This is a genomic window from Nocardia sp. CA-135398 (assembly GCF_050955845.1).
Classification (GTDB): Bacteria; Actinomycetota; Actinomycetes; order Mycobacteriales; family Mycobacteriaceae; genus Nocardia.
Window position 1 is genome coordinate 6928370 of record NZ_CP192084.1, and the last position, 21463, is coordinate 6949832.

Genomic DNA, 21463 nt, shown 5'->3' on the forward strand with positions numbered 1-21463 from the left:
GGTCCGAGCCGGGGCCGGACGGTCAACTGCTGACGACCGCCCGCAGACCCGGCTTCAGCACTCCGTCGAGTTCGGACCACGGGATCGTGATGTCGATATAGCCCAGCGCGTGCGAGGCGATCTCACCGAGGTAGACGCGCAGACCATCGGGCATGGCCAGCCAGTCCTTGAAGTTCTCCACCGCCGGGGCGATGCGCTGTTTGTCGTAGGGGTTCGGGCCGACCCTGGTCTTCGGGATCTGCACCTCCGCCTGCGCCGACAGCCGCGCGAGGGCCTTCGGCAGATCGGTGAACAGATCCGGCAGGGTGAGTGCCTTGCCGGTGTCGATATCCGTCACGTGTGTGCGCTTGAAGGTGATCGGATGCAGATAGCCGTCGGCCACCTCGATGCCGAGCACACCGCTGAGCACGTGGCGGCCGATATGAGCGACCTCGCTGTGGAATCCGCTCACCTTCCTGGTCTCGGCCGCATCCCGGAGGAACGGATCCAGCTCGGCGCGCAAGCCTTCGTTGAAATCGGTGCGCGCATCGTCGGGTCCGCCTTCGACCTGCGGCAGGTCGAAGGAGTACCAGGGACCCTCGAGCTTGACAGTGGTCGCGGTGAAGGCCGGTGCCGCGGGCGTGGCGACCCGGTCGGCGGACCCACACGCCGTGAGGACGGCGAACAGGACGCTGACCAGGACAGCGGCAGCGGTCTTCCTCATTACGCCTCCCCGAATAGCTCGCCTTCGTGCCCGAGAACGTACCACCGCGAGCTATCGCGGGTTCATCAGCTGCTGACGACCGCCCGCATCCCCGGCTTCAGCACACCGTCCAGCGCGGACCACGGCACCGTGACGTCGATATTGCCCGCGGCATGCGAGGCGATCTCACCGAGGTAGATCCGCATGCCCTCCGGCGTGGCGACCCAGGTCTGGAAGTGCTCGGCGACCGGAGTGAGCAGGCTCTTGCTGTAGCCGGTCGCCCTCGGGTTCTGCTGCACCTGGGCCTCGGCCTGCGTCGAGAGCGTGTTCAGGCCCTGCTGCAGATCGGTGAACAGGTCGGGCAGGGTGATGGCCTTGCCGGTGTTGATATTGGTGACGTGCGCGAAGTGGTTGCTGTTCGGGTGCGCGGCCCCTTCGGCGTACGTGACGACGATCAGATGCCCGCTGAGCACCTGCGAACCGATGCGGACGACCTGACTCTCACCGCCGGTGACCGAATCGCCCGGGCGGTTGATGCGGTCGATCCACTCCTGCGCCCCGGCCCGCATCGCCTCGTTGAATTCGGTTCTGGCCTCGACCTTTCCACCGCTCACCTGCGGCACGTCGATCTTGTACCCGGCGCCCTCGAGATGCAGTGTTGTCGCGGTGAAGGTTTCGGCCCGTGGCGATCCGGCGACGGTCGTCGACACGGCCGATGTCGCGGTCACCGACGCGGCCGGTGTCGCGGACGCCGACGATCCGCCCCCGGTCGTCGGCGATTCGTCCGGCCCGCAGGCCGTGAGTACTGCCGCGCTGGCCAGCGCAACGATAACAGCAGCGGTCTTCTTCATCCGGAGCTCCGAATCGACAACGCACCGAGCCGATCTCGGTGTCCCCCACAACAATGCCGCTGGCACCTAACAGTTTTCTTATCGTCCGCAAATGCTGGAACCATCGGCGATGGCGGGCTATGTGCCGGGTGATCAGTCGTCGCACTGCATATCGGCGAGTTGGGTGCGGGTGTTGAGGAGTTCGGTGGTTACCTCGGGCGAGGGGGACGTTTCGGCTATGTTTTTCAGTTCGGCGAGTAGGTCGCGCATGATCGTGAGCCAGGGGCGGTCGGATTCGATTCCGGCGCCGTAGAGCTGTAGCCAGGCCGCGGAGCGCAGGCATTTGGCTCGCGGGCCGATGCGATCGAGGGTGCCCCACAGGTGGGCGGCGCGGAGGAAGGCGAGGACGGCTTGTTCGTCTTCGCCGCAGTAGTCCAGGACCGCGGCCGCCGACCAGGCGAGCTCGGCTTCGAGTTCGACGCGGTCGGGATCGTTGTGCACGAGACGGGCCGCCTCGACGAATTGCCGTGCCGCATCACGGAATCGGTTGAGCTTGCGCAGGGATTCGCCGTATTGGCGGCGCACGATCGCCATTTCGGCGGGCGGGTACGGTTGCTCGCCCGCCGCGAGTGGCTGTTCGAACAGCGCGGCCGCCTCCCCGTGCCGTCCGGCCCGGTGACAGGCGCGCGCGGCGACGAAGGTGAGGTGTATCGCATCCGCGGTCGAGATCGGTTCCCAGCGTGCGGCGGCCGTGAGTGCCGCATCGGCGAGTTCGTATTCGCGGCCCGGCTGCCCGGAGAGCACCATGACGAGTTGGGAACTCAGCCGGGCGAGGTGTTCGGCGGGCAGCGCGGTCGCGCCGATCGAAAGCGCCCGGCGCAGATACTGTTCTGCATCCTTCGGATAGTCGACGAGGCGTACCGCGGCCAGTTCGGCCAGCTGCAGTGCGTCCTCGGCTTGTTCCTCGACGCTGGCGGCAGTCGCGGGCACTACGGCGGCAACCTTGCGCGGCAAGGTGTTTCGCATACCGAGCGGCAGCTGGTCGACCAGTGGTTGTTGCGCGAGCCGCGCCGCGACCCGCTCGCTGACCACCGTATTGCCATTGCGCGCGTCGTATCGTGCGGTGAGCTCGCCGATCTCGACGCTCAGCTCGGCGCACACCGAATCCACCGTGCCCGCACCGATGGCGAGTGCACCGAGATCCAACTCGGTCAGCCGCCGCAACAGCACGCACACACCCGATATGAAGGCCAGCCGAATGGCGGCGTCCGCGCCGGGATCGGTCAGCCACACCGCATGCTCGGCCAGCATCTCCAGACCACGCGCCTCGTTGCCGGTCAATGCGCAGAACTCGATGTGCTCACCGACCGAACGCCGCAGATCCGGAAGGTGGCGCACCAGTGGATAACCCGTCAAATGCGCACTGCGCGCCTCGGCGGTGCGCCCGGTGCGCAGCATCGGCAGTAAAGCCTGCCCGAGCACTCGATGCGGCTCCTCGGCACAGCTGCGCGCACCAGTGATGACCGGACGCCAGCTCTCCAGCGCGGACTCATCGTCACCGGCCTGCGCGTAGTTCGCACCCCATTGGTTGCGTTCACAGGCGTCGCAATCGGCCATGCTGTCGCGCGGTGCCGCACGCGCCGCGTCGAGCAGTTCGGCGGCCAGATCGTGCTGCCCCAGTTCCCGTGCCAGGTCAGAGCGCAATGCGAGCACCGGACGCGCACTGTATCCACGCTGCCGATAACGACTTTCGAGCTCGTCGAGCCAGCGATAGATGGTCTGCAGCGGCACCGCGGGATTCTCGATCAGCCCCCAGGTCAGCCATTTCAGATACCAGTGCACCGAATGCGTCATCGAACCGAGTTCGGCCGGGAAGTCGTCGTAGATCCGCAACAGCCTGCCGTAGGCGACCGGTGCCAGATCGCGTTCGCCCGCATAGGCGTACGCCTGAGCCAGCTCCAACAGGACACTCCCCTCCAGTGCCCGGTCCGGACCCGACTTCGCCGCGGCGGCAAGCATTTCCAGGCGTTCGGTGCGGCCGCGTCCGTGCGGCAGCGAACGGCTCTGCGCCAATGCCGATTGGATCTCGGAGGTTTCCATTTCAGGCACCCTCCGCGTTATCGCCCGCCGCACGTCGGGTCGCCCAGCTGAGGAATTCGCCGAATGCGCGATTGAGCAGCGCGGTATCGGCCGGTCGCAATGGCCGATGTGTCATCAGTAACGCTTGGCCGTAGAGCGATTCGACTGCCGTCCGCAGAAAGGCAGAGTCGTCGATCCGGCTCAATCGTCGGACCACCGGGCTGTTGTGATTCAACACCAGTTGCGCGCGGGGCGTGCTCGCCTGCAGCGCGCCGAGGATTTCGGTCCAGAGCTCATCCGCGCCGACGGTGGTCTCGACGCGTGCTCGTTCATTGCGCGCGCCGCGACTGTCCAGATGCAGCGCGGGCACCGAAACCGGATGGAACGCACGCAGAATCACATCGCAGGACAGCGGATCCAGTGCGGTGCGCGCTGCGGCGAGTACCTGGGCCAACACCAGTTCCTCGGCCGGATCCACCAGGTCGAGGGCGGCGGTGACGGCGGCCGCGTCCAGCTCGGTCACCGTGATGCCGGGCAGGACCGTGGGCAGCAGCGCAACGAGTTCCGCATCGTAGGTATAGCCACCGTTGACGACACCGATGCCCTGCGCGGCCGCGGTGGCGGCCACCTGGCGGAATTCCTCCACCGTCGCCGTTACCCGGACGGTCGGATGGTTGCGCGCGAACTCCATCAGCGGAATCCGGCCGTCGGTTGTCTCGAATAGCAAGTGCGGCACCATGATCCGCAGCATGTCGGGCGAATGCCGCGCCATCGCCTTGACACCGAGCGCGTGCACGGACAGGAATGCGGCCAGCCGCTCGGGTTGTTCGGCGGCGATTTCGGTGAGCCAGTCGCGGATTCGGTCGCCGAGGCTGTCGCGGACGATGGCGAGGCGTTCGTCTTCGTAGAGGCCCTCACGCGAGGCGGTCGGACGCAGGCTGTCGGTATCGATGACACAGCGCACGAAGAAGGCCCAGTCCGGCAGCAGTCCGTGCACCGCGTCACCGAGCAGCATGCCCTTGAGATACACCCGGTGCGCACTGCTTTCGGCGGGGTTGCCCGGCTGCGACAGCACGAACGCGACCCCGCTGACCCCCGCCAATTCGGCATCGAGATCGATCACATCCAGCGGGGTGAATCCGAGAATGCGCTCGCCGTACTCGAAAAGCGCCGCGCGCCGCTGGGCTGGAGATGCGTAGCTGCGCCGCCATACCGGCGGACCGTCGGTCGCGCGCAGTCCGGCGCCGTTCGCCTCGACCGTCACGTCGTAGGGCAACAGCGATCCATAGTCGCGGACCAATTCCAGCACCCGCCCCGGTGTGAACCACTCCTGCGCACCGGCTCGCGGCGTGAGATGCACTGTGGTGCCCGGCTCTTGCCGCACTGCCGGATCGAGCTGACGCAGCGAGTAGGTGCCGTCCGCCGCGGCCAGCCATTCCACGGGCGGGGCTTCCGGAGCGATTGCCGAACGGGTGACCACGCGGACGGTCTCGGCCACCGTGAAGCACGCCAGCAACCCGATGCCGAACTGCCCGAGGAACTCTCGACGCGCCCCCTCGATATCGTCGCGCTTGGACGAATGCCCGATGGTGGCGAGGAAACGGTGCACATCCGCCGCGGTGAGACCGATGCCATGGTCGGTTATCCGCAACCCCGATTCATCGACGACCAACCGAATCGCCGTGGGCGCCAACGCATCACGCTGCTTGCGGGCGGTGACGGCGTCGACGGCGTTCTGCAGTAGCTCACGGAGGTAGACCCGGGGACTCGAATACAAATGATGCGAGAGCAGATCGACGATGCCGCGCAGATCGACCTGGAACGAATAATCCCCACTACCGCTGCGGCCAGCCCCACCCGGCGCGTTGTTCACCATGGACCGAATCCTGGTGTGCGGCCCCAATGGTTCCCTTAACGAATGCTGATGGTGTTAACGGAGACCTACGATGAGTTCGGTCACAATCGCATCACACCGGCAGCAGTCGGGACACCACCGCGGTCAGCTGTTTGGCCGAGCGGCACTCGTGCATCTCGATCACTTCGCGATATTTGTCGGCGGCGGAATCGCCTGTGCCCCAGTTGTTTTCCTTCTCGGGATTGAGCCAATGCGCGTGCTTGGCGGTGCGCACCAGCCCGCGCAGGGTATTCAGATCCGGATCACGGTAATTGGTGCGGGCATCACCGAGGATCAGCAGCGAACTGCGGGAGGTCACCGCATCGGGCCACTGCTCGACGAAGGTCGACAGCGCATGGCCGTAGTCGGAGTGCCCGTCCAGGCCGACCACCTTGCCCTCGGTGAAGATCCGAGCCATGGACTGGTCCAGCTGGGTGTGCGGATCGAAGAACCGGGTCACCTCATCGGTCCGGTCCACGAAGGCGAATATCCGCACCCGGGAGAACTGCTCGCGCAGCGAATTGACCAGCAGGAGGGTGAAGTTGCTGAATCCGGCCACCGAGCCGGACACATCGCAGAGCAGCACCAGCTCTGGGCGGCCCGGTCGCGGTTTGCGATTCACCAGATCGATGGGCACGCCACCGGTCGACATGGATTTGCGTAGCGTCTTGCGCAGATCGATCTCGCCGCGCCGAGCGTGCCTGCGCCGCACGGCAAGTCGGGATGCCAGGATTCGGGCCAGTCGCTGCGTGCTGCGCCGCATCTCCGCGAGCTCGGTTTCGGACGCGCGCAGGAAATCGACGTCCTCGACCTGCCGGGAGACGGCATAGCTCGCGACGCGCTCCCTGCCGATATTCTCGGCGACCCGCCGATGCGTTTCCGCCTCCACAATGGCGCGGAATCCGGCGATGCGCCGGCGACCGATGCGGCGGGCGATCTCGGCGTCGAATTCGCTGGTATCCGGTCCGATAGCCAGCCCTTGGAGAATCCGGGCCAGCAGCGTCTCCGGCTGTACCTCGCGCAGCGTTCGGTACGTCGAGAAGGACGGACCGCGCGAGGATTCGTACTGCCCGAGTTGTTCGACCAGCTGCGCGGCGATAATTTCCTGCTGCTGCGTCGAATCCTCCCTGGTCAGCAGGGCCGCGAGCAGTCCGCGCAACGCGGGAATGTCGATCTCGCCCGACGGCGTGCGCGGAATCTCCGGATCATCCGCAGTGCTGCTGCGCTCGCCGAGGGCGGCCGGGAACCACAGGTCGAAAAGGCCGTCGAAGGTGCTGCGATGGGTGGTGCGGCGCAGCAGCGAGCAGGCCAGACCTTCGCGCACGACCTCGCGGTCCATCAGATCCAGCACCGACAACACGCGGCCCGCGTCCACCGTCTCCGAGGGACCCACCGGGATGCCATGCGCCCGCAATTCCTCGACGAAACCGACGAGATGTCCCGAAATCCCATGCGGCGCATCGAGTGTGGGCTGCGATCCGGCCGCCATGACTCAGGCCAGCTTCAGCTCGGCCAGCGCGCGCTGGTGGTCGGCCTGATGTTTGAGTACGACACCGAGGGTGGCGCGCACCGTGGTGTCGTCGAGATCCTGCAAACCCAGCGCGAGCAGGGTGCGTCCCCAGTCGATCGATTCCGCGACGCTCGGCAGCTTCTTCAACTGCATCCCGCGCAGCACGTGCACGATCTGCACCAACTGTGCGGCGACCGAGGCGGACAGCTCCGGAACCCGGCTGGCCAGGATGCGGCGCTCGAGTTCCTCGTCCGGGAAGTCCAGGTGCAGGTAGAGGCAGCGGCGCTTGAGCGCTTCGGAAAGTTCGCGGGTCGCATTGGAGGTCAGCACGACGAACGGCTTGCGACTGGCGGTAATGGTGCCGAGTTCCGGGACGGTGACCGCGAAATCACTGAGCACCTCGAGCAGCAGACCCTCGATCTCGACATCGGCCTTATCGGTTTCGTCGATGAGCAGCACGGTCGGATCGGCGCGGCGGATCGCGGTCAGCAGCGGGCGCGAGAGCAGGAATTCCTCCGTGAAAACGTCGGCCTTCGTCTCTTCCCAGTCGTTCTCGCTGGAGGCCTGGATCCGCAGAATCTGCTTGGCGTGATTCCACTCGTACAGCGCGCGGGCCTCGTCGACACCCTCGTAGCACTGCAAACGCACCAGCTCCGCGTCCGCGGTCTGCGCGACCGCCCTGGCCAGTTCGGTCTTGCCGACACCGGCCGGGCCCTCGATCAGCAGCGGCTTACCGAGCCGGTCGGCCAGGAATACCGAGGTCGACGTCGCCTTATCGGCCAGGTACCCGGTGGTGGCCAGCCGTTCGATCACATCGTCGACCGAGGCGAAGATCGGCTCCTGCACTGCGCTTTCGGTACCCACGTAGCGTCCTTCCATTGAAACCCGACTCCAACGCTACGGGAGTGCCCGAAGCAAGCGCTCGGCGGTTCTTACACCGAACGAAATCTAGACCGGCCGGATCTGGCCGTCGCCCCAGACGATCCACTTGGTGGAAGTGAGCTCCGGCAGCGCCATCGGGCCGCGAGCATGCAGCTTCTGGGTGGAGATGCCGATCTCCGCGCCGAAGCCGAATTGCTCACCGTCGGTGAAGGCGGTGGAGGCGTTCACCATGACGGCGGCGGCATCGACGCGGTTGGTGAATTCGCGGGCCGCGGCCAGCTCACCGGTGACGATGGCCTCGGTGTGGCCGGTGCCCCAGGTGTTGATGTGCTCGACCGCCTCGTCGAGATCCTTGACAACCTTGAGCGCGATATCGAGGGTCAGGTATTCCTCACCCCAGTCCTGATCGTTGGCGGGCACCAGTCCGGGCAGGTCGCCGTGCACGGTGACGCCGTGCCGTTCCAGCGCCTCGATCAGCCGGGGCACGGCGGTGGTGGCGATCGCGTCATCGATGAGTACCGTCTCGGCGGCATTGCATACGCTCGGGCGCCGGGTCTTGGCATTGATCAGGATCTGCTCGGCCATCTCCAGATCGGCGGCTTCGTGCACATAGACGTGGCAGTTGCCGGTGCCGGTCTCGATGGTGGGCACCTGGGCATCGCGGACCACCGCATTGATCAGACCCGCCCCGCCGCGCGGGATGACCACGTCGACCAAGCCGCGCGCCTGGATGAGATGGGTCACGCTGGAGCGATCGTGGCTGGGCAGCAGCTGTACCGCGTCGGCCGGAATGTCCAGTGCGACAAGGGCTTCCCGCAGTACCTCGACGAGCGCGGCATTGGAGTGCGCGGCCGAAGAGGAACCGCGCAGCAGCGCCGCATTGCCGGATTTGAGCGCGAGTCCGAACGCGTCGACGGTGACATTCGGGCGGGCCTCGTAGACCATGCCCACCACGCCGAGCGGCACCCGGACCTGACGGATCTCCAGCCCGTTCGGCAGCGTCGACCCGCGCACAACCACCCCGACCGGATCGGGCAGTCCGGCCACCTGACGCAGCCCGGACGCGATGCCGTCGATGCGGGCCTTGGTCAGCCTCAGCCGATCCAGCAGCGACTCCTCGGTCCCCGCCGCCTGCGCCGTCGCGATGTCCTCGGCATTGGCGGCGAGCACGGTATCGGCCGCCGCGAGCAACGCATCGGCCGCCGCATGCAGCGCCTCGTTCTTCTGCGCCGTGGTCAACTGTGCGAGCGCGCGCGAAGCAACCCGAGCCTTACGCGCGGCATCGTGCACCGCCTCGCGGATATCCTGGCCGGTCGTCGTCCCTACCGTCATAGGTGACAGCCTACTGACCGGCCCGAGCACCCATTCCCGCGAGTGCGCGGAGTCGACCAGCGCGTTCGACATCCCAACCGCACGCCAGCCCTGGTTCGCTCAACAACGGTTCTTGCAGCCGCTGCCCCGGCCCCGTCCAGATGGGTTGCCGCGTATCAGGTCCGGCTCGCTCGCCGAGCGCAACGCGGCACGACTCGCCCCTGAGCGCCGGTCATCTGACTGCGCTCGACGGATCTCGGTTACCTCAGAAGGCACTGGTCTCCGATTTGTGCCATTCGGCTGGCAGGTCGCACCGGCGGCTCTAAACGTGGTTCCGGCCGAAACACGCTGCGCGGCAAGCGGAAACCGGCACATCGGGCTCGGCCCGAGTTCTCAGCTTTGACGAGCCGATACCTTGCGTATCGGACCGACCGGTGCCTGGTCGCGATAGCTGTGTGAAGGAGACCTCCGAGTGAACAAGGCGGCAGGGTGGGTCACCGATCAGTGGAGGATCTGGCTCACGGTGCTGGTCGTGGCTGTGGTGGCGGGTACCACTGCGGGTGTGTGGGTAAACCGATCGCCGATGCAGCCGCAGGAGGTATCCGCGGTCGGCGGCCGGTTCCTGATTTCGGACCGGCTCGACTCCACTCCGGTGCCGCAGTGGACATTGCGCGCTGCCGACTTGTCCGACGAGCCCGGTGCGGTGTTGCTGGCCGCGCCGCAGACCCTGAGTCGCTACTACGGCTATGGCGCGCCGATGGATGCCGGGACGATGATCGTCGCGGCAACCGCAGTGCCCGGCGGACCCGCACCGGGCGAAAATGCTGGACTGACCGTCGGACCGGTGCGGATGCACGGCATCGATCCGGACACCGGCCAGGTGCGATGGACGACCGATGTCGGCGAACTCTATGGCTGCCGTGAGCAGGTATTCGACGGAAAGATCGCCTGCCACGGCACAAATCGGGTGTTGATCATCGAGGCTGCCACGGGCGCGGTGCTCGCAGACCATACGACGGACTTCCAGGTCATGGACGTGGCCGTGCGGGACGGCGTGGTTGCGGTAGTCGGCCGAACCGCGGACTGGATGACCGCCGTCGTCACGCGCGGGACCGTTTCCGCTATCGACGCCACCTGGCGGCGGACGTATCCGACGCCCGTTCCCGGCGACCCGGTCAGGCCAAGGATCGTGCAGGACTACTTCATGGACGGGCACGACCATGACGTTCGCGTCTACGATCTGCGCACCGGCGAGTCGCTGTTCACCGGCCCCGTTGGCTATACGTTCGACGGCGGCATTGTCGCTGCGCAGGTGATCGACCGCGGCTGGAGCGCGGGACGGGTCACGCTTCTCGATCGCAATGGCCACCCGATCACCGAGGTCAGTAACGCGAGCTCCCTCCTCGAGTGGTACCCGACCGCGACCGCGACGCCGCCGCCGATCCTCACCGGCGAAAGCGCCTACGAGCGAACGACAGGCCGAGTCCTCTGGACCAATCCGCAGATCGGTATCGACGAGCAGACCGGACGCAAGAGCGCGATCGAGGGAGTAGTGGGTAACACTGTGATCGTCGGATCGCTCGATGGATCACAGCTTGCCGGTCTCGATCTCACTGACGGACACCGAATCTGGCAGCAATCTGCGCCGTTCTCGAATGCCTCCCGCTACTCCCGCTACGACGGCATAACCGACGCAAGCCACCTCATCCTGACCGACGGCAACACCGTGCACGCGATCGACGCCGGAGACGGCTCGACCGCTTGGTCGATGCCGCTACCGCCCAGTGGTAGGCCCAACTTTCGCTCGGCGGTGAAGGCAATGAGTGGCCGCATGGTCACGGTGACCGCGCAGGAATTCACCGGATACGCTGCGGCATAAGACGTTCCGTCGCAGCCTCATCGATGAATTCGATTACGATCGCAAGTCCCCCGAAAAGCCGGGCCGACAGCTGGTTTCGACAAATATCGGTGAATCCAGTGGCGATCACAAATGCCCCGAACAACCCGGCCAACAGCTGGTTCCGACAAATATCGGTGAATCCAGTAGCGATCATAATGCCCGAACAACCCGGCCAACAGCTGGTTCCGGCCGACATCCGTGCGGGCTATCCATGTGATCGATGCCGGTCAGTCGGATCGTGCGCCATTGCTTCCGGGGCCGAGGGATTCGACCCAATATTCGTGCCGTACCGCGTCCCACAACCGCGCCAATTCCGGGAACCGCTCACGGACCTGCACCAGATCCGGCGCGGCGACGATGCTCGACATCGAGATCAGCGGCTGCCGTTCGGATAGCTTGCGCACCAACATCATTCGAATGCAGCAGTTGTCGATCCGCCAGATCGCCTGCCAGCCGTCCACCTCGGTGCGATGCTCGCTCATCCCGGATCGTCTACCTGTGGCCACCGCCGTCCGTGCCCGGCAGCGCTAGTTCGTTGAGTTTGTCCAGCACCTCACGCAGAGTTTGCAACGTCGGCCCACCACGCGCAGACACCTGGCTGTCGAGCGGTGGGAACTCGAGCCCACGAGCGGCAGCGCGCTCACGCGGCGTCAACGACTGCGGCGCAAGGCGACCCGCATCGACCAGCGTGTAATACGCCGCCGCTTTCCACACGCACCGCCCGATCCGACAGGCGCGGTGCTCGCGCATCTGCTCGTGCGCCAGGTCGATATCGGCCTGTCCGCAAACCCTCGGCGGCGTGACGATCGTGTCCTCGTGCATCACGCCGCCCCGGTCTCGATCACTGGGTGTGCGACCCTCGCCCACCTCGTTGCGGGACAAACGGTTTCGAGATCGAAGTCCTCACAGACCCGCGCCGGTTGATCATCGACCTGCGCAAGGTCGTAGACCACGATCGCGGCCACGCCGAGCCCGGCCGCAATGCCGAGGGCGTACCCGATCGGATCGGCGGTGTCCTGTGGCGGCCGAATCGTATACACGTACTGATAGCCCAGTAACCCGGCGTGCTGCATCACTGCGCTCGCATGCCGTGGTGCGGCGAGCCCGGACACGTCACCTCGCACGAATCCGACAGCTTTCGGCGTGTCGAATCGCCCGGTATCTCGTTCTGCCACTTGATTGTTCGTCATCGCTCCGCCCCTTCGGCCGATGGATTACGGTGGGTGGCGGCCGAGTAGGTCTCGTGCCTCATCAGTTCTCATCTCGAGCGCCACCCACAGCACAGCATCAGCAACTGCCCGTGGCCAGCAGAAGCGAGAACTCGAATGCGATTGCTCCAAAGCGCCAGAACGTGACTCGGTTCCGCGATGAAAACAGGCTCAGTTTCCGATCCGACATGACTCGATTCCAGGAGACCCCCGTGACCAGCACCGAAGAGGACGGCCCATCGTCAACCCTGCCGCGCCGCCAGCTCGGACGATTCCTTCGCGATCGTCGCGAAGCAACCGGATTCACCATCGCCGAAGCCGCCAAATTGGTCGACCTATCGCGAGCCGTGCTGCAACGCATCGAGACCGGACAGATTCAGAAGGTCCAGCGGCAGGATGTGCAGGCGCTGTGCGAGGTGTACGACGTCGGACGCGAAGACACCCGCGCCGCAGTCGATCTCGCGACCCAAGCCCGGTTCAAGAATTGGTACCACGTATACGGCGGCCTTTTCAGCACTGCCTTCAACATGTACGTCGGACTGGAGACAGCCGCCCATCGGCTGACCACCTACCACGATCAGCACATTCCCGGTCTGCTTCAAACTGCCGACTACGCCTGGGCAATCATTGGCGCGTTCCCCGAGTTCACCAGTCCCGACGACGTTGACCGGCGGGTCGAGCATCGGATGAAGCGGCAAGCTCTCGTCACTCGCAAGACGAATCCTGTCCAGTTGGACGTCTTGCTACATGTATCGGTGCTTTACCGTGTGATCGGCAGTTCGAGCACCATGGCCGCACAGCTCAGGCACCTTGCCGAGATGTCGAAGCGACCCAACGTCACATTGCGAATACAGCCGTATAGTGCAGGTCTGACGTGGGGAATACCTCATGGTTCGTTCATTGTCATGAACTTCGGCCGAACCGCCAAAGGCGAACCCCTTGAGCCCCCAGTGGTATTCATAGAGGGTGGAGCGGCTCAGGACATGTACCTCGAGAAGCCCGACGAAGTTCGGCTCTATAGTGAGCTTGCTACAGCCATCCAGGACACATGTCTGGGTGAGGTAGAAAGCAGAAACCTGCTGCGGCGGGTAGCGAAGGAGCACGAGCGTCGTGAATGGTGACCTATCAAGCGTGAAGTGGTTCAAGAGCAGTTACAGCGAAGGTGGCGCGCAGTGCGTCGAGGTGGCCTGGCTCGCCGAAGGCAGAGTCGGCGTCCGCGACTCGAAAAACCCAACCGGCCCAGCACTGGTCTTCTCTCCCGGCGAGTGGGACGCCTTCGCAGCAGGCGTACAGGGCGGTGAGTTCACCCGCCCCACCGTCTAACAGCTCCCGACCACGGTCAACGGCCTCAGTCCCACACGTAATGGTCTGAGGCCGTTATCGTTTCAGCATGGACTGGTTCAAGAGCAGCTACAGCGAAGGCAGCGGAGAATGCGTCGAGGTGGCCTGGCTCGACGCAGGCAAAGTCGGAGTCCGCGACTCGAAGAATCCGACCGGCCCAGCACTGGTCTTCTCTCCCGGCGAGTGGGATGCCTTCACGCAGGTAGCGAAGGAGCACGAGCGTCGTGAATGGTGACCTATCAAGCGCGAAGTGGTTCAAGAGCAGTTACAGCGAAGGCAGCGGGCAGTGCGTCGGGGTGGCCTGGCTCGACGGAGGCAGGGTCGGAGTCCGCGACTCGAAAAACCCAACCGGCCCAGCACTGGTCTTCACCCCCGGCGAGTGGGACGCCTTCGCAGCAGGCGTACAAGACGGTGAGTTCACCCGCCCCACCGTCTAACAGCTCCCGACCACGGTCAACGGCCTCAGTCCAACACGTAATGGACTGAGGCCGTTAGGTTTTCAGCCCAGCGAATCCAGATCGACCACTGAGCAGCGGTGAGACGCTTCGAAGATGCGCGTCGACCTGCCGCTGCCACTTCGGCAGGTCATCCCAGACCGCGACATAGGAGGGCTTCGGCTGCTACGAAGCCCGACCACCTGAGGCGTGTACCGGCCCCTACTTGTGGTCCGTGGTCGAGAACGACGTGTCGATATCGAGCGCACGGGCGATGAGCGGCCAGGACCGGACCAATTCGTCGGCCCAATACGGCCACGAATGCGTGCCGGTGGGCCGCAGGTTCACCGTCGCGGGAATCCGCAGTTGGTCCAGCCGATCGGAGAGCTTGGCAAGGCATGCGTACGCGCCTGCTTCCAGGGAGCCACCGACGGTGATGGCGTCGGTGAGGTCGTCCACCTTGCCGAGGATATCGTGTTCGCCCGGAATCCCGCTGCCGCTGGACAGGTAGATCGCGGTGCCGCGCAGAGCTTCCGCGTGTGTCATGACGTCGTGGGCGAGCCAGTCGGGATCGTCGGTGGTCCCGAACATGTTGTCGGGGTCGCCGCCGTAGGTTTTCACGATCGCGCGGGCCTGGGCTTGACCGGGCCCTGGGGCGGTGCTGTAGCAGCCGCTGTGGGCCGCCACCGCCCGGTAGGCGCCCGGGTTGCGCATCGTCAGCATCATCGCGGCCTCGCCGCCCATCGATACGCCTTCGATTGCCTTGTGCCCGTTGCCCTCGAACTGGGCGTCGATCAGCGGGGGCAGTTCGCGGGTGAGAAAGGTTTCCCATTTGTTGGTGCCCAGGACGGGGTCTCGGCGTTGCCAGTCGGCGTAGAGGTTGGCGGGTCCTCCGGTGGTCAGCACGACGTTGACGTTCTTGTCGGCGAAGAACTCCACCGCGTGCCCGTACTCGGTCCAGCTGCTGGCGTTCTCGGGAGCGCCGCGCCCGTCGAGCATGTACAGGGTGGGTCGCGGCCGGCTGCGGTCGGCTGGGAGCAGCACCTGCACCTGTACGACCCGGTTCATCGACGGCGATTGCACGGACACCCGCAGCCAACGGTCGGTGATCGGCTCGATCCTGGTGATGACCGGCTGGGCAGGAAGGCCGGTGCCGCTCTCGGCGGGAGCGTGATATCCGCCCGGCGGGCCGAGGTCCGGGCCCGACGTAGGCGCCTCGGCAGCCGCCGTGCCGACGGCCAGCAGCACTACCGACACTACCGAGGCAACTTCGCAGGCAACCCGCAACGTCGCGGCCCACCACGCTGGACGCTCGAGTCCGATAGCGGAGCTTTCGGGTAATTTATCCCCTTTGCTCCCGACGCCGACCGACCGTGCTGTGAGTTCTCCCAGATAGCAAGACACACCGCTAAGTAAAGATCACGAAGCCACATTTCTCACACTGGTTTGCGCGCGCGAGAAGGACTGGGCGGCCAATGCCGAGGTCAAATGTCTCGACACGAGCGTGGTGAACGTTGAGCGCGCGGGGGCGGAGTTGGGTACGGATTTCGGCGACGATCTGTTCGGCGGCGGTGGTGGCGCGCTCGGCGGCGGCCGGGGACTGTTGGGCGAGCAGGAGCCGAATGGCCGACTCGTGGGTGAGTTCGGCGGTGACCGCGAGCGGGTGGTTCGGTTGCCTCTGGCGCGCAATGGATATCGAACATCACGGCGTTGATCTGCGCGATATCGGCGAGGTAATCCACGACGTCGATGGCGACCATGTCCGGGCCGCTGAGGTTCACGAGGTAGTGGTCGACGCGCGTGCAGTCCTCAGGCAGCTGGCCGCGCGGTGTGTCGCGCACGGTGTCGAGGTCGCTGTGGGTATCAGTGCGCAGCGGATCGTCATCGACAACGGTGGGATGCGCGGTGTCGAAACATCCCAAGGGCTGATATCTGCACCAAACGTGGTGGTGTGCGCCGGAATTGGAACCGGCGGTCTGCTGGATCGGTCAGGGTCGGTGATTGGGCGCGAGCTGGGGTCGAGACTGGAAATGATGATGGCCTACCCAGGCGAGCTTCCTCGTCCGGTCGTCGGGCTGGAATTCGGCTGGCCTGCAATCGCACAGTCGGCTTTGCAAGGCACGGTGCTCGCATCCCGATACGGCGGTGTTCAGCGATGGGTGAATCGGCCCAGCCGCTGGCCGGTTCCCGCATCGGAGGCCGCGCAGCTGAGCAGTGAACTGGGGCGACGGCAAACTGAACGTCCGGAAATGCCGAGTTCAGGGTGCTGCAGAGAGGAAGGCGTATCGTCTGGTGCCGGTATCGGGCGACGACCTTTGTGTTCGGGTCGATGGGAGGCCGTGTGGCAGAGAGACTTGCCGACAAGGTTTGCATGGTCAATGGCGCTGCCAGCCTGATCGGCCGAGCTGTTGCCGACCGCTTCGCGCGGGAGGGCGCGGTGGTCGTCGGTGTCGACAAGCTCGCGCATTCGGTCGGTGAGCAGGTGGTGCATGCCGATCTCACCGACGAATCTGCGGTCGAAGCGATGTATCGGGAGGTTGTTCGCGACCACGGTCGTCTGGACGTGATCTACAACAACGTCGGGTTGATGGATCGTGGTGATCGCTCCGTTTTGGAGATGAGCCTTCAAACCTGGCGCAACGCCCAAGAAGCAAATCTCACCAGCATCTTCCTGGCCTGCAAGCACGGCATCCCGCACCTGCTCGCCACCGAGCCGACCGGCGGCTCGGTGATCAATGCTGCATCGTTCCTGGCTGCGGTCGGGTCGGCGACGGCACCGATGGCGTACGCGGCAGCCAAGGCGGGGGTTGTGCAATTGAGCAGGGACCTCGGTGTTCATCTGGCTCGCAGCGGAGTTCGGGTTAACGCGGTGTTGTTCGGGCCGATCGAGACGCCGCAGCAGCGGGAGATTCTTCAGCGTGATCCGAGTGTGCTGGAAAAGCGACTGGTGCACTGGCCGATGGGGCGTTTCGGCACCCTGGACGAAGCCGCCGGCACGATCGCGTTCCTCGCCAGCGACGATGCCGGGTTCATCACCGGTGCCGCCATTCCGCTCGACGGCGGTATCACCGAAGCCTTCACCGTCCCGGAATGACTCCAGACCGCGAACTGATGATCGGTGCGCCGTGCAGCTGACCAGACACGCTCGTCCGGTAATGGCTCGATTGCGTTTCGCCGCACCACGTAATAGTTCCCCGAAACGATCGCAGCCAACGGGTTCCGGGCCACACGTAAAGGACTGAGGCCGTTGCCGTTTCAGCTCCACGTCCAGATCGGCCGCTGAGCAGGCCACGAGACGCTCCGTAAAGTCTCGCCTCTCAGCTCGTCACCGAGTCACGACTTCGCCGAAGCCCCACTGCCGACGCGCTCGCCGGCTTGCGATGGGGCATCAAGTGCCGCCAACAGTCCGCGCTTCTTGTACTTGGGTCGAAGCATCCGTCCGACCATGGCGGCCGGTGACATCCAGGAAATGACAGCGCCGTGTTCCCGGTTCTCGAGTAGCCGCGGAACAAGGTCTGCCGCAATGGTTTCGGGTAGATCGGCGAAAGCTGAGTAGAGTTCGCGTCTGCGGGGCGAGGCCGCGCGGTATTGCTCGGCCAGCATGTCGCTGACGACGATCCCGGGGATGATGGTGCCGACGCGGACCGGGCCGCCTGCGACCTCTTTGATCACGGACCGGGTGAAATAGCGGATCGCTTGCTTGGTGGCACCGTAGATCGCCATGCCGTTGCGCTTCATGCCATTACTTCCGAAACCTTCGGTGTTGAAGATCTGACCGGTTGTCTGCTGCTTCCGCATTCCGGCGAGTGCGACGATGCAGCCATTCATCGTGCCGGTGAGATTCGCCGCCACCACGTCGGCTATCTCCGTCGCCGTCAGTTCGACCAAAGGTACGGGGTGTCCGCCGAGTCCGGCATTGTTTATCCACAGGTCGACGCGGCCGAAAGCGGCTGTGGCGGCCGCGAATAGGCGCTCGACATCCTCGATACGGCCGACGTCGGCCGCAACCCCCGCGACCCTTGCGTTCGGGTGGGTCGAGCGCAGCTTCTCGATGCACTCGCTCACCGCACTCTCGGTTCGCCCCGACACCACCACCGCGCAGCCCGCCGCGAGAAACGCATCGGCCAAAGCGAATCCGAGACCGCGGGTACTTCCGGTGACAACGACGCAATGCTTGTCCATGCGCGCTCCTCTCGAGTCGGATGCGTTCCGGTACGCCGATCCGCTAATAGTGGTGGTCTACCACCACTTTCTAGCACGCCGGAATATGGTGGTCAACCACCACCAATTCTCGCGACACGGCTACGGTGGGAATATGAGTCAGCAACCAACTGGCGCCGACGAGAATCCCAGCAACGCCGAGCTGGTCCAAGCCCTTCAGCAGGCGGTGGGGCTGGTGCGCGCCCACTTCGCCGCAGCCACAGCCCACGCGGGCGTGACGCCGGTGCAGGCGAAGGTGCTGCGTGAACTCGCCGACCCCCTCACCCTCAAGGATCTGTCGGCACGATTGGGCGCGGACCTGTCCAACACCTCGGGGACCGTCGACCGCCTGGAGTCTCAGGGCCTACTTCGCAAGCAGCCGCACCAAACCGATCGGCGAGCACGTCTGCTCACCTTGACCGCCACCGGCAAGCGCATCCGGCAAACACTGGAAGACCTCGCCTTCAGCACCGTGCCCCCACTCGACGTACTCAACCCACGCCAGCGTCGCGACCTGAACACGCTGCTCCGACTGATCACCTCGACACAGACCACACCCGCAGATACCGAATCACCGTAGCGAACAACGATCACCCGCCCATCGACTCACGCTGCGTGGTCAAACCAAACCCCTTGTGGCGGAGGCAAAGTGGAATGCAGCTTCCGCTGTGGAACAATCGCGGCGGCTCTGCCGATGCCGATCTGCGGCGCGACGCCCATTCCTTTTCCGAACACGTGGGCTTGGTCGACGCGTTCGGCCGCTGAATTCGATTCGGCGACAACATGGCCCGCGTCTTCGGCTTCGACGGGCAGCCGAACGGGCGCACAACCTGGTAACCAAGGCCGGCGGCAACTTGCCGCAGAAGCTCCCCCTTCTTGCACGATGCCCAGGGCCGCCATGACTTTGCTCGGCCGGTGCGCTCGTCGCCGCCGCGGCGAGGAAGACCCGCGCGTCGCCGAGTCACTCGCCCGCCACAGCGCTCCCACCCGGCATCGCTCACGCACTAGGCACCAAAATTGGTCGATACCAACATCTTCCGCGCGAATTGGTGTCCAATTCCATTGACCAACGGTGTTGCAGATGACCGGTGTAACCAGTCAGGAGTGCCCTCGTGCCACGTGAAATCGATTCGGCTGTCTTCCCATATCTGGATGCGGACTTGGACCGCGTCCGTGACGTTCTCGGACCCGTACGGTTCCAGGGCAGGCCGGAACTGACCGCCCTCACCGACGAAGGGCCTGACACCTCTCGCCGCCTGGTCCGGCCCACGTTTACGTTGCTGTCGTACTACCTGCTCACCGATCCCGCGGCTCCGGCCGACAACCGGGTGGTGCGCGCGGCGGCTGCGGTGGAGTTGCTGCACCTAGGCTCGCTCTACCACGACGACGTCGTCGATCACGCCTATGAGCGTCGCCGCCGCCCCAGTGCCAACGCGGTGTGGGGGTCGCATCTCGCGGTGCTTGGTGGAGACTCCGCGCTATTCGCGGGCATGCGCATGCTGGCCGAACTCGGCGGGCGGGAAGCGCTCGCGGGGGCGAGCACAGGTGAGCAGATGTGCGCGGGCATGGTGATCGAGGCCGCCGACCAGTATGTGGCCTCCCGCAGTGAGCAGTCCTACCTGGACGCGAGCGACGGCAAGACCGCGGCGCTGCTCTCGCTGGCCTGCCGGGTAGGCGCGATTGCGGTCGGCCGACCCGACGATCAAGTAGAGGCACTGGCCCGATTCGGCCGATATCTCGGGCTGGCCTACCAGCTGCGTGATGACATCCTCGATTTGACCTCGACTGCCGAAGAGATGGGCAAACCCGTCAACACGGATCTGCCCGAGGGCATCTACACCCTGCCCGTGATCCGCGCGGCGGCCCGTGACCGAGGCCTCGCCCGACTGCTGCGTGCCGGAATGACGGGGGAGGAAGCCGCCCGTGCCCGTGAGCTCGTCATCGCCTCCGGCGCCGTGGAGGAAGCACAAGCGGTGGCCGACGAATTCATCGATCAGGCCGCCGGACAGCTCGACGGGTTGGCCGTCGACCCACGCGCGGCCCACGCGATGACCGCCTATGCCCGGTCCGTACTCGACCGGCGAACTCCGCTGCCCGCAGTTTCCGTACCCGCGACGCAGGGACCCCGGGGCCGCCGTAAGGAGTTCCCGCCGCAGGTTATGTCATGGGTGCGGAATTGGTTGGTGGACACCGGACTTGCCGCCTCCGAGGCCGAGTTGAACCACCGTCGGTGGGCAGGAGCATTCGGGCTCCTGGCAGCCGTGACGCCAGCCGTTGCTCCAACGGACGCGGCCCGTGAACAGACCGCGGTCGGCCTGGGCATGCTCTGTCTTCTGTGGGACGACCTGTTCGAGGATCCGCAGCTGAGGGATCCGGAAGCCATCACCGCCCTGAGGCGGGGCTTGGTGGCGACACTGCGCCAGGACCCGGAGAAGCCGTGGCGGCCTGGCGCGCTCCCGACGGCTTGGGCGAGTTTATGGCCGCGCCTGCGTGCGGGCCGCAGCGCCCGCTGGCAAGAACAGTTCCTCGACAACCTCCAGGAATGGTTCGAAGCCGCCGAACGCGAAACGCACCATCGCCTCAGCGGCTACATCCCCCCGACAGCCGACTATGTGCCGCTGCGGAGATCGACCAGTGGGTTCGACGTCGCGATCGCCTTATTGGAGGTGTACCACGACCTCGAACTGCCGCCGACACTGCGCAGCCACCCCGTGTTCCGCCGTCTCGAGGAACTCGCCTTCTTTGTGGCGTTCGTGGAGAACGACCTGGTGGGAGTCGATCAGGACGAGGCCGACCAAGTCCCCTATAACCTGGTCCGGGCCATCCGTCACGAGACCGGCTGCAGCCGCAGTGAAGCCGTCGAGCAGGTGCAGCGTCAGCTGACGGAGCACCGCGCCCAGCTCGACGCGGTGATCCGCTACATCCCCGTGCTCCTGCGCATCCTTCCCGGCCTGTCCGGTCTGAGGAAGAAGTACGCGGGGATCTACGAAAGCGTGACGAACATGGCGCTGTCGGTGCCGCAAAGCGATCGGCACACGCAAACCTCCGCCTCCGCAGGACCGGAGCCGGACTTGGAACGCTTGCGTCGTGAGGTCTACTACCCGGCTGCAGACCCGGTTCGCACCGCCTCCTGAGCCCTCCGCCGCCGCGGTTCCCGCGCGATACACCGTGAGGTGCCCGCGCGGGAACACC

22 protein-coding genes are annotated in these 21463 nt (G+C 65.4%); 10 read left to right on the forward strand and 12 right to left on the reverse strand.

The genetic code is table 11. The features are described from left to right. Positions 1-22: 22 nt before the first annotated feature. The 7 genes from ACQP1T_RS30870 to ACQP1T_RS30900 all read right to left on the reverse strand — a co-directional run bounded on the left by ACQP1T_RS30870 (position 23) and on the right by ACQP1T_RS30900 (position 9209). Positions 23-703, reverse strand: a complete 681-nt coding sequence (locus ACQP1T_RS30870) for an RsiV family protein (RefSeq protein ID WP_433756549.1) — start codon at positions 701-703, stop codon at positions 23-25. Positions 704-768: 65 nt separating this feature from the next. Next, positions 769-1533 carry an RsiV family protein gene (locus ACQP1T_RS30875; protein ID WP_433756550.1) on the reverse strand — a complete coding sequence of 255 codons (765 nt, stop codon included), beginning with the start codon at positions 1531-1533 and terminating at the stop codon, positions 769-771. A gap of 132 nt (positions 1534-1665) precedes the next feature. Beyond that, on the reverse strand, positions 1666-3612 hold the full coding sequence (locus tag ACQP1T_RS30880; RefSeq protein ID WP_433756551.1) for a hypothetical protein: 1947 nt from the start codon (positions 3610-3612) through the stop codon (positions 1666-1668). A 1-nt stretch (position 3613) separates the two neighbouring features. Beyond that, positions 3614-5467, reverse strand: a complete 1854-nt coding sequence (locus tag ACQP1T_RS30885; protein WP_433756552.1) for an HSP90 family protein — start codon at positions 5465-5467, stop codon at positions 3614-3616. Between the two features lie 91 nt (positions 5468-5558). Further along, positions 5559-6974, reverse strand: a complete 1416-nt coding sequence (locus ACQP1T_RS30890) for a vWA domain-containing protein (RefSeq protein ID WP_433756553.1) — start codon at positions 6972-6974, stop codon at positions 5559-5561. Between the two features lie 3 nt (positions 6975-6977). After that, on the reverse strand, positions 6978-7859 hold the full coding sequence (locus ACQP1T_RS30895; protein ID WP_433756554.1) for an AAA family ATPase: 882 nt from the start codon (positions 7857-7859) through the stop codon (positions 6978-6980). An 84-nt stretch (positions 7860-7943) separates the two neighbouring features. Further along, the gene (locus ACQP1T_RS30900; RefSeq protein WP_433756555.1) at positions 7944-9209 is read right to left on the reverse strand and encodes a glutamate-5-semialdehyde dehydrogenase; all 1266 of its coding nucleotides are present in this window, start codon (positions 9207-9209) and stop codon (positions 7944-7946) included. 451 nt (positions 9210-9660) lie between these two features. Here ACQP1T_RS30900 and ACQP1T_RS30905 point away from each other — a divergent pair, with 451 nt between their 5' ends. Beyond that, positions 9661-11067 (forward strand): PQQ-binding-like beta-propeller repeat protein, encoded by a 1407-nt coding sequence (locus ACQP1T_RS30905; RefSeq protein WP_433756556.1) that lies wholly within the window; start codon positions 9661-9663, stop codon positions 11065-11067. Between the two features lie 248 nt (positions 11068-11315). Here ACQP1T_RS30905 and ACQP1T_RS30910 read toward each other — a convergent pair whose 3' ends face one another. Genes ACQP1T_RS30910 through ACQP1T_RS30920 form a run of 3 tightly spaced genes read right to left on the reverse strand, consistent with a single transcriptional unit; the run spans position 11316 to position 12278 of the window. Beyond that, positions 11316-11570 carry a hypothetical protein gene (locus ACQP1T_RS30910; protein ID WP_433756557.1) on the reverse strand — a complete coding sequence of 85 codons (255 nt, stop codon included), beginning with the start codon at positions 11568-11570 and terminating at the stop codon, positions 11316-11318. A gap of 10 nt (positions 11571-11580) precedes the next feature. After that, positions 11581-11910, reverse strand: coding sequence for a hypothetical protein (locus tag ACQP1T_RS30915; RefSeq protein ID WP_433756558.1), 330 nt, complete (start codon positions 11908-11910; stop codon positions 11581-11583). Further along, positions 11910-12278, reverse strand: coding sequence for a hypothetical protein (locus tag ACQP1T_RS30920; protein WP_433756559.1), 369 nt, complete (start codon positions 12276-12278; stop codon positions 11910-11912). The genes ACQP1T_RS30915 and ACQP1T_RS30920 overlap by 1 nt, the downstream gene beginning before the upstream one ends. 230 nt (positions 12279-12508) lie before the next feature. Between ACQP1T_RS30920 and ACQP1T_RS30925 the strand changes: the two genes are divergently transcribed. The 4 genes from ACQP1T_RS30925 to ACQP1T_RS30940 all read left to right on the forward strand — a co-directional run bounded on the left by ACQP1T_RS30925 (position 12509) and on the right by ACQP1T_RS30940 (position 14074). Next, positions 12509-13417 (forward strand): helix-turn-helix domain-containing protein, encoded by a 909-nt coding sequence (locus ACQP1T_RS30925; RefSeq protein ID WP_433756560.1) that lies wholly within the window; start codon positions 12509-12511, stop codon positions 13415-13417. Further along, on the forward strand, positions 13407-13619 hold the full coding sequence (locus tag ACQP1T_RS30930) for a DUF397 domain-containing protein (RefSeq protein WP_433756561.1): 213 nt from the start codon (positions 13407-13409) through the stop codon (positions 13617-13619). Before ACQP1T_RS30925 ends, ACQP1T_RS30930 begins: the two co-directional genes overlap by 11 nt. A 67-nt stretch (positions 13620-13686) precedes the next feature. Beyond that, a complete protein-coding gene (locus ACQP1T_RS30935; protein WP_433756562.1) occupies positions 13687-13872 on the forward strand; it encodes a DUF397 domain-containing protein in 186 nt (61 codons plus the stop codon). Then, positions 13862-14074 carry a DUF397 domain-containing protein gene (locus ACQP1T_RS30940; protein ID WP_433756563.1) on the forward strand — a complete coding sequence of 71 codons (213 nt, stop codon included), beginning with the start codon at positions 13862-13864 and terminating at the stop codon, positions 14072-14074. The genes ACQP1T_RS30935 and ACQP1T_RS30940 overlap by 11 nt, the downstream gene beginning before the upstream one ends. A gap of 219 nt (positions 14075-14293) precedes the next feature. Here ACQP1T_RS30940 and ACQP1T_RS30945 read toward each other — a convergent pair whose 3' ends face one another. Continuing rightward, positions 14294-15328, reverse strand: coding sequence for an alpha/beta hydrolase (locus ACQP1T_RS30945; RefSeq protein ID WP_433756564.1), 1035 nt, complete (start codon positions 15326-15328; stop codon positions 14294-14296). Positions 15329-15578: 250 nt separating this feature from the next. Between ACQP1T_RS30945 and ACQP1T_RS30950 the strand changes: the two genes are divergently transcribed. The 3 genes from ACQP1T_RS30950 to ACQP1T_RS30960 are packed head-to-tail and all read left to right on the forward strand — an operon-like array spanning position 15579 to position 17165. Next, a complete protein-coding gene (locus ACQP1T_RS30950; RefSeq protein WP_433756565.1) occupies positions 15579-15785 on the forward strand; it encodes a hypothetical protein in 207 nt (68 codons plus the stop codon). Further along, on the forward strand, positions 15760-16467 hold the full coding sequence (locus ACQP1T_RS30955) for an FAD-dependent oxidoreductase (protein WP_433756566.1): 708 nt from the start codon (positions 15760-15762) through the stop codon (positions 16465-16467). Before ACQP1T_RS30950 ends, ACQP1T_RS30955 begins: the two co-directional genes overlap by 26 nt. Next, a complete protein-coding gene (locus ACQP1T_RS30960; protein ID WP_433756567.1) occupies positions 16389-17165 on the forward strand; it encodes an SDR family oxidoreductase in 777 nt (258 codons plus the stop codon). Before ACQP1T_RS30955 ends, ACQP1T_RS30960 begins: the two co-directional genes overlap by 79 nt. A 239-nt stretch (positions 17166-17404) precedes the next feature. Here ACQP1T_RS30960 and ACQP1T_RS30965 read toward each other — a convergent pair whose 3' ends face one another. Beyond that, positions 17405-18253: an SDR family NAD(P)-dependent oxidoreductase gene (locus ACQP1T_RS30965; protein ID WP_433756568.1), complete on the reverse strand. Its 849-nt coding sequence runs from the start codon at positions 18251-18253 to the stop codon at positions 17405-17407. 133 nt (positions 18254-18386) lie between these two features. Between ACQP1T_RS30965 and ACQP1T_RS30970 the strand changes: the two genes are divergently transcribed. Together ACQP1T_RS30970 and ACQP1T_RS30975 are read left to right on the forward strand one after the other, a co-directional pair. After that, positions 18387-18851, forward strand: a complete 465-nt coding sequence (locus tag ACQP1T_RS30970; RefSeq protein WP_433756569.1) for a MarR family winged helix-turn-helix transcriptional regulator — start codon at positions 18387-18389, stop codon at positions 18849-18851. 532 nt (positions 18852-19383) lie between these two features. After that, complete coding sequence (locus tag ACQP1T_RS30975; RefSeq protein ID WP_433756570.1) at positions 19384-21405, forward strand: polyprenyl synthetase family protein; 2022 nt, start codon at positions 19384-19386, stop codon at positions 21403-21405. Positions 21406-21463: the final 58 nt, after the last annotated feature.

Bases quoted from the DNA above. Each gene is read 5' to 3' on its own strand.
- ACQP1T_RS30870 (WP_433756549.1), bottom strand. From the start codon at position 703: ATGAGGAAGACCGCTGCCGCTGTCCTGGTCAGCGTCCTGTTCGCCGTC.
- ACQP1T_RS30875 (WP_433756550.1), bottom strand. From the start codon at position 1,533: ATGAAGAAGACCGCTGCTGTTATCGTTGCGCTGGCCAGCGCGGCAGTA.
- ACQP1T_RS30880 (WP_433756551.1), bottom strand. From the start codon at position 3,612: ATGGAAACCTCCGAGATCCAATCGGCATTGGCGCAGAGCCGTTCGCTG.
- ACQP1T_RS30885 (WP_433756552.1), bottom strand. From the start codon at position 5,467: ATGGTGAACAACGCGCCGGGTGGGGCTGGCCGCAGCGGTAGTGGGGAT.
- ACQP1T_RS30890 (WP_433756553.1), bottom strand. From the start codon at position 6,974: ATGGCGGCCGGATCGCAGCCCACACTCGATGCGCCGCATGGGATTTCG.
- ACQP1T_RS30900 (WP_433756555.1), bottom strand. From the start codon at position 9,209: ATGACGGTAGGGACGACGACCGGCCAGGATATCCGCGAGGCGGTGCAC.
- ACQP1T_RS30910 (WP_433756557.1), bottom strand. From the start codon at position 11,570: ATGAGCGAGCATCGCACCGAGGTGGACGGCTGGCAGGCGATCTGGCGG.
- ACQP1T_RS30915 (WP_433756558.1), bottom strand. From the start codon at position 11,910: ATGCACGAGGACACGATCGTCACGCCGCCGAGGGTTTGCGGACAGGCC.
- ACQP1T_RS30920 (WP_433756559.1), bottom strand. From the start codon at position 12,278: ATGACGAACAATCAAGTGGCAGAACGAGATACCGGGCGATTCGACACG.
- ACQP1T_RS30935 (WP_433756562.1), top strand. From the start codon at position 13,687: ATGGACTGGTTCAAGAGCAGCTACAGCGAAGGCAGCGGAGAATGCGTC.
- ACQP1T_RS30955 (WP_433756566.1), top strand. From the start codon at position 15,760: ATGGATATCGAACATCACGGCGTTGATCTGCGCGATATCGGCGAGGTA.
- ACQP1T_RS30965 (WP_433756568.1), bottom strand. From the start codon at position 18,253: ATGGACAAGCATTGCGTCGTTGTCACCGGAAGTACCCGCGGTCTCGGA.
- ACQP1T_RS30970 (WP_433756569.1), top strand. From the start codon at position 18,387: ATGAGTCAGCAACCAACTGGCGCCGACGAGAATCCCAGCAACGCCGAG.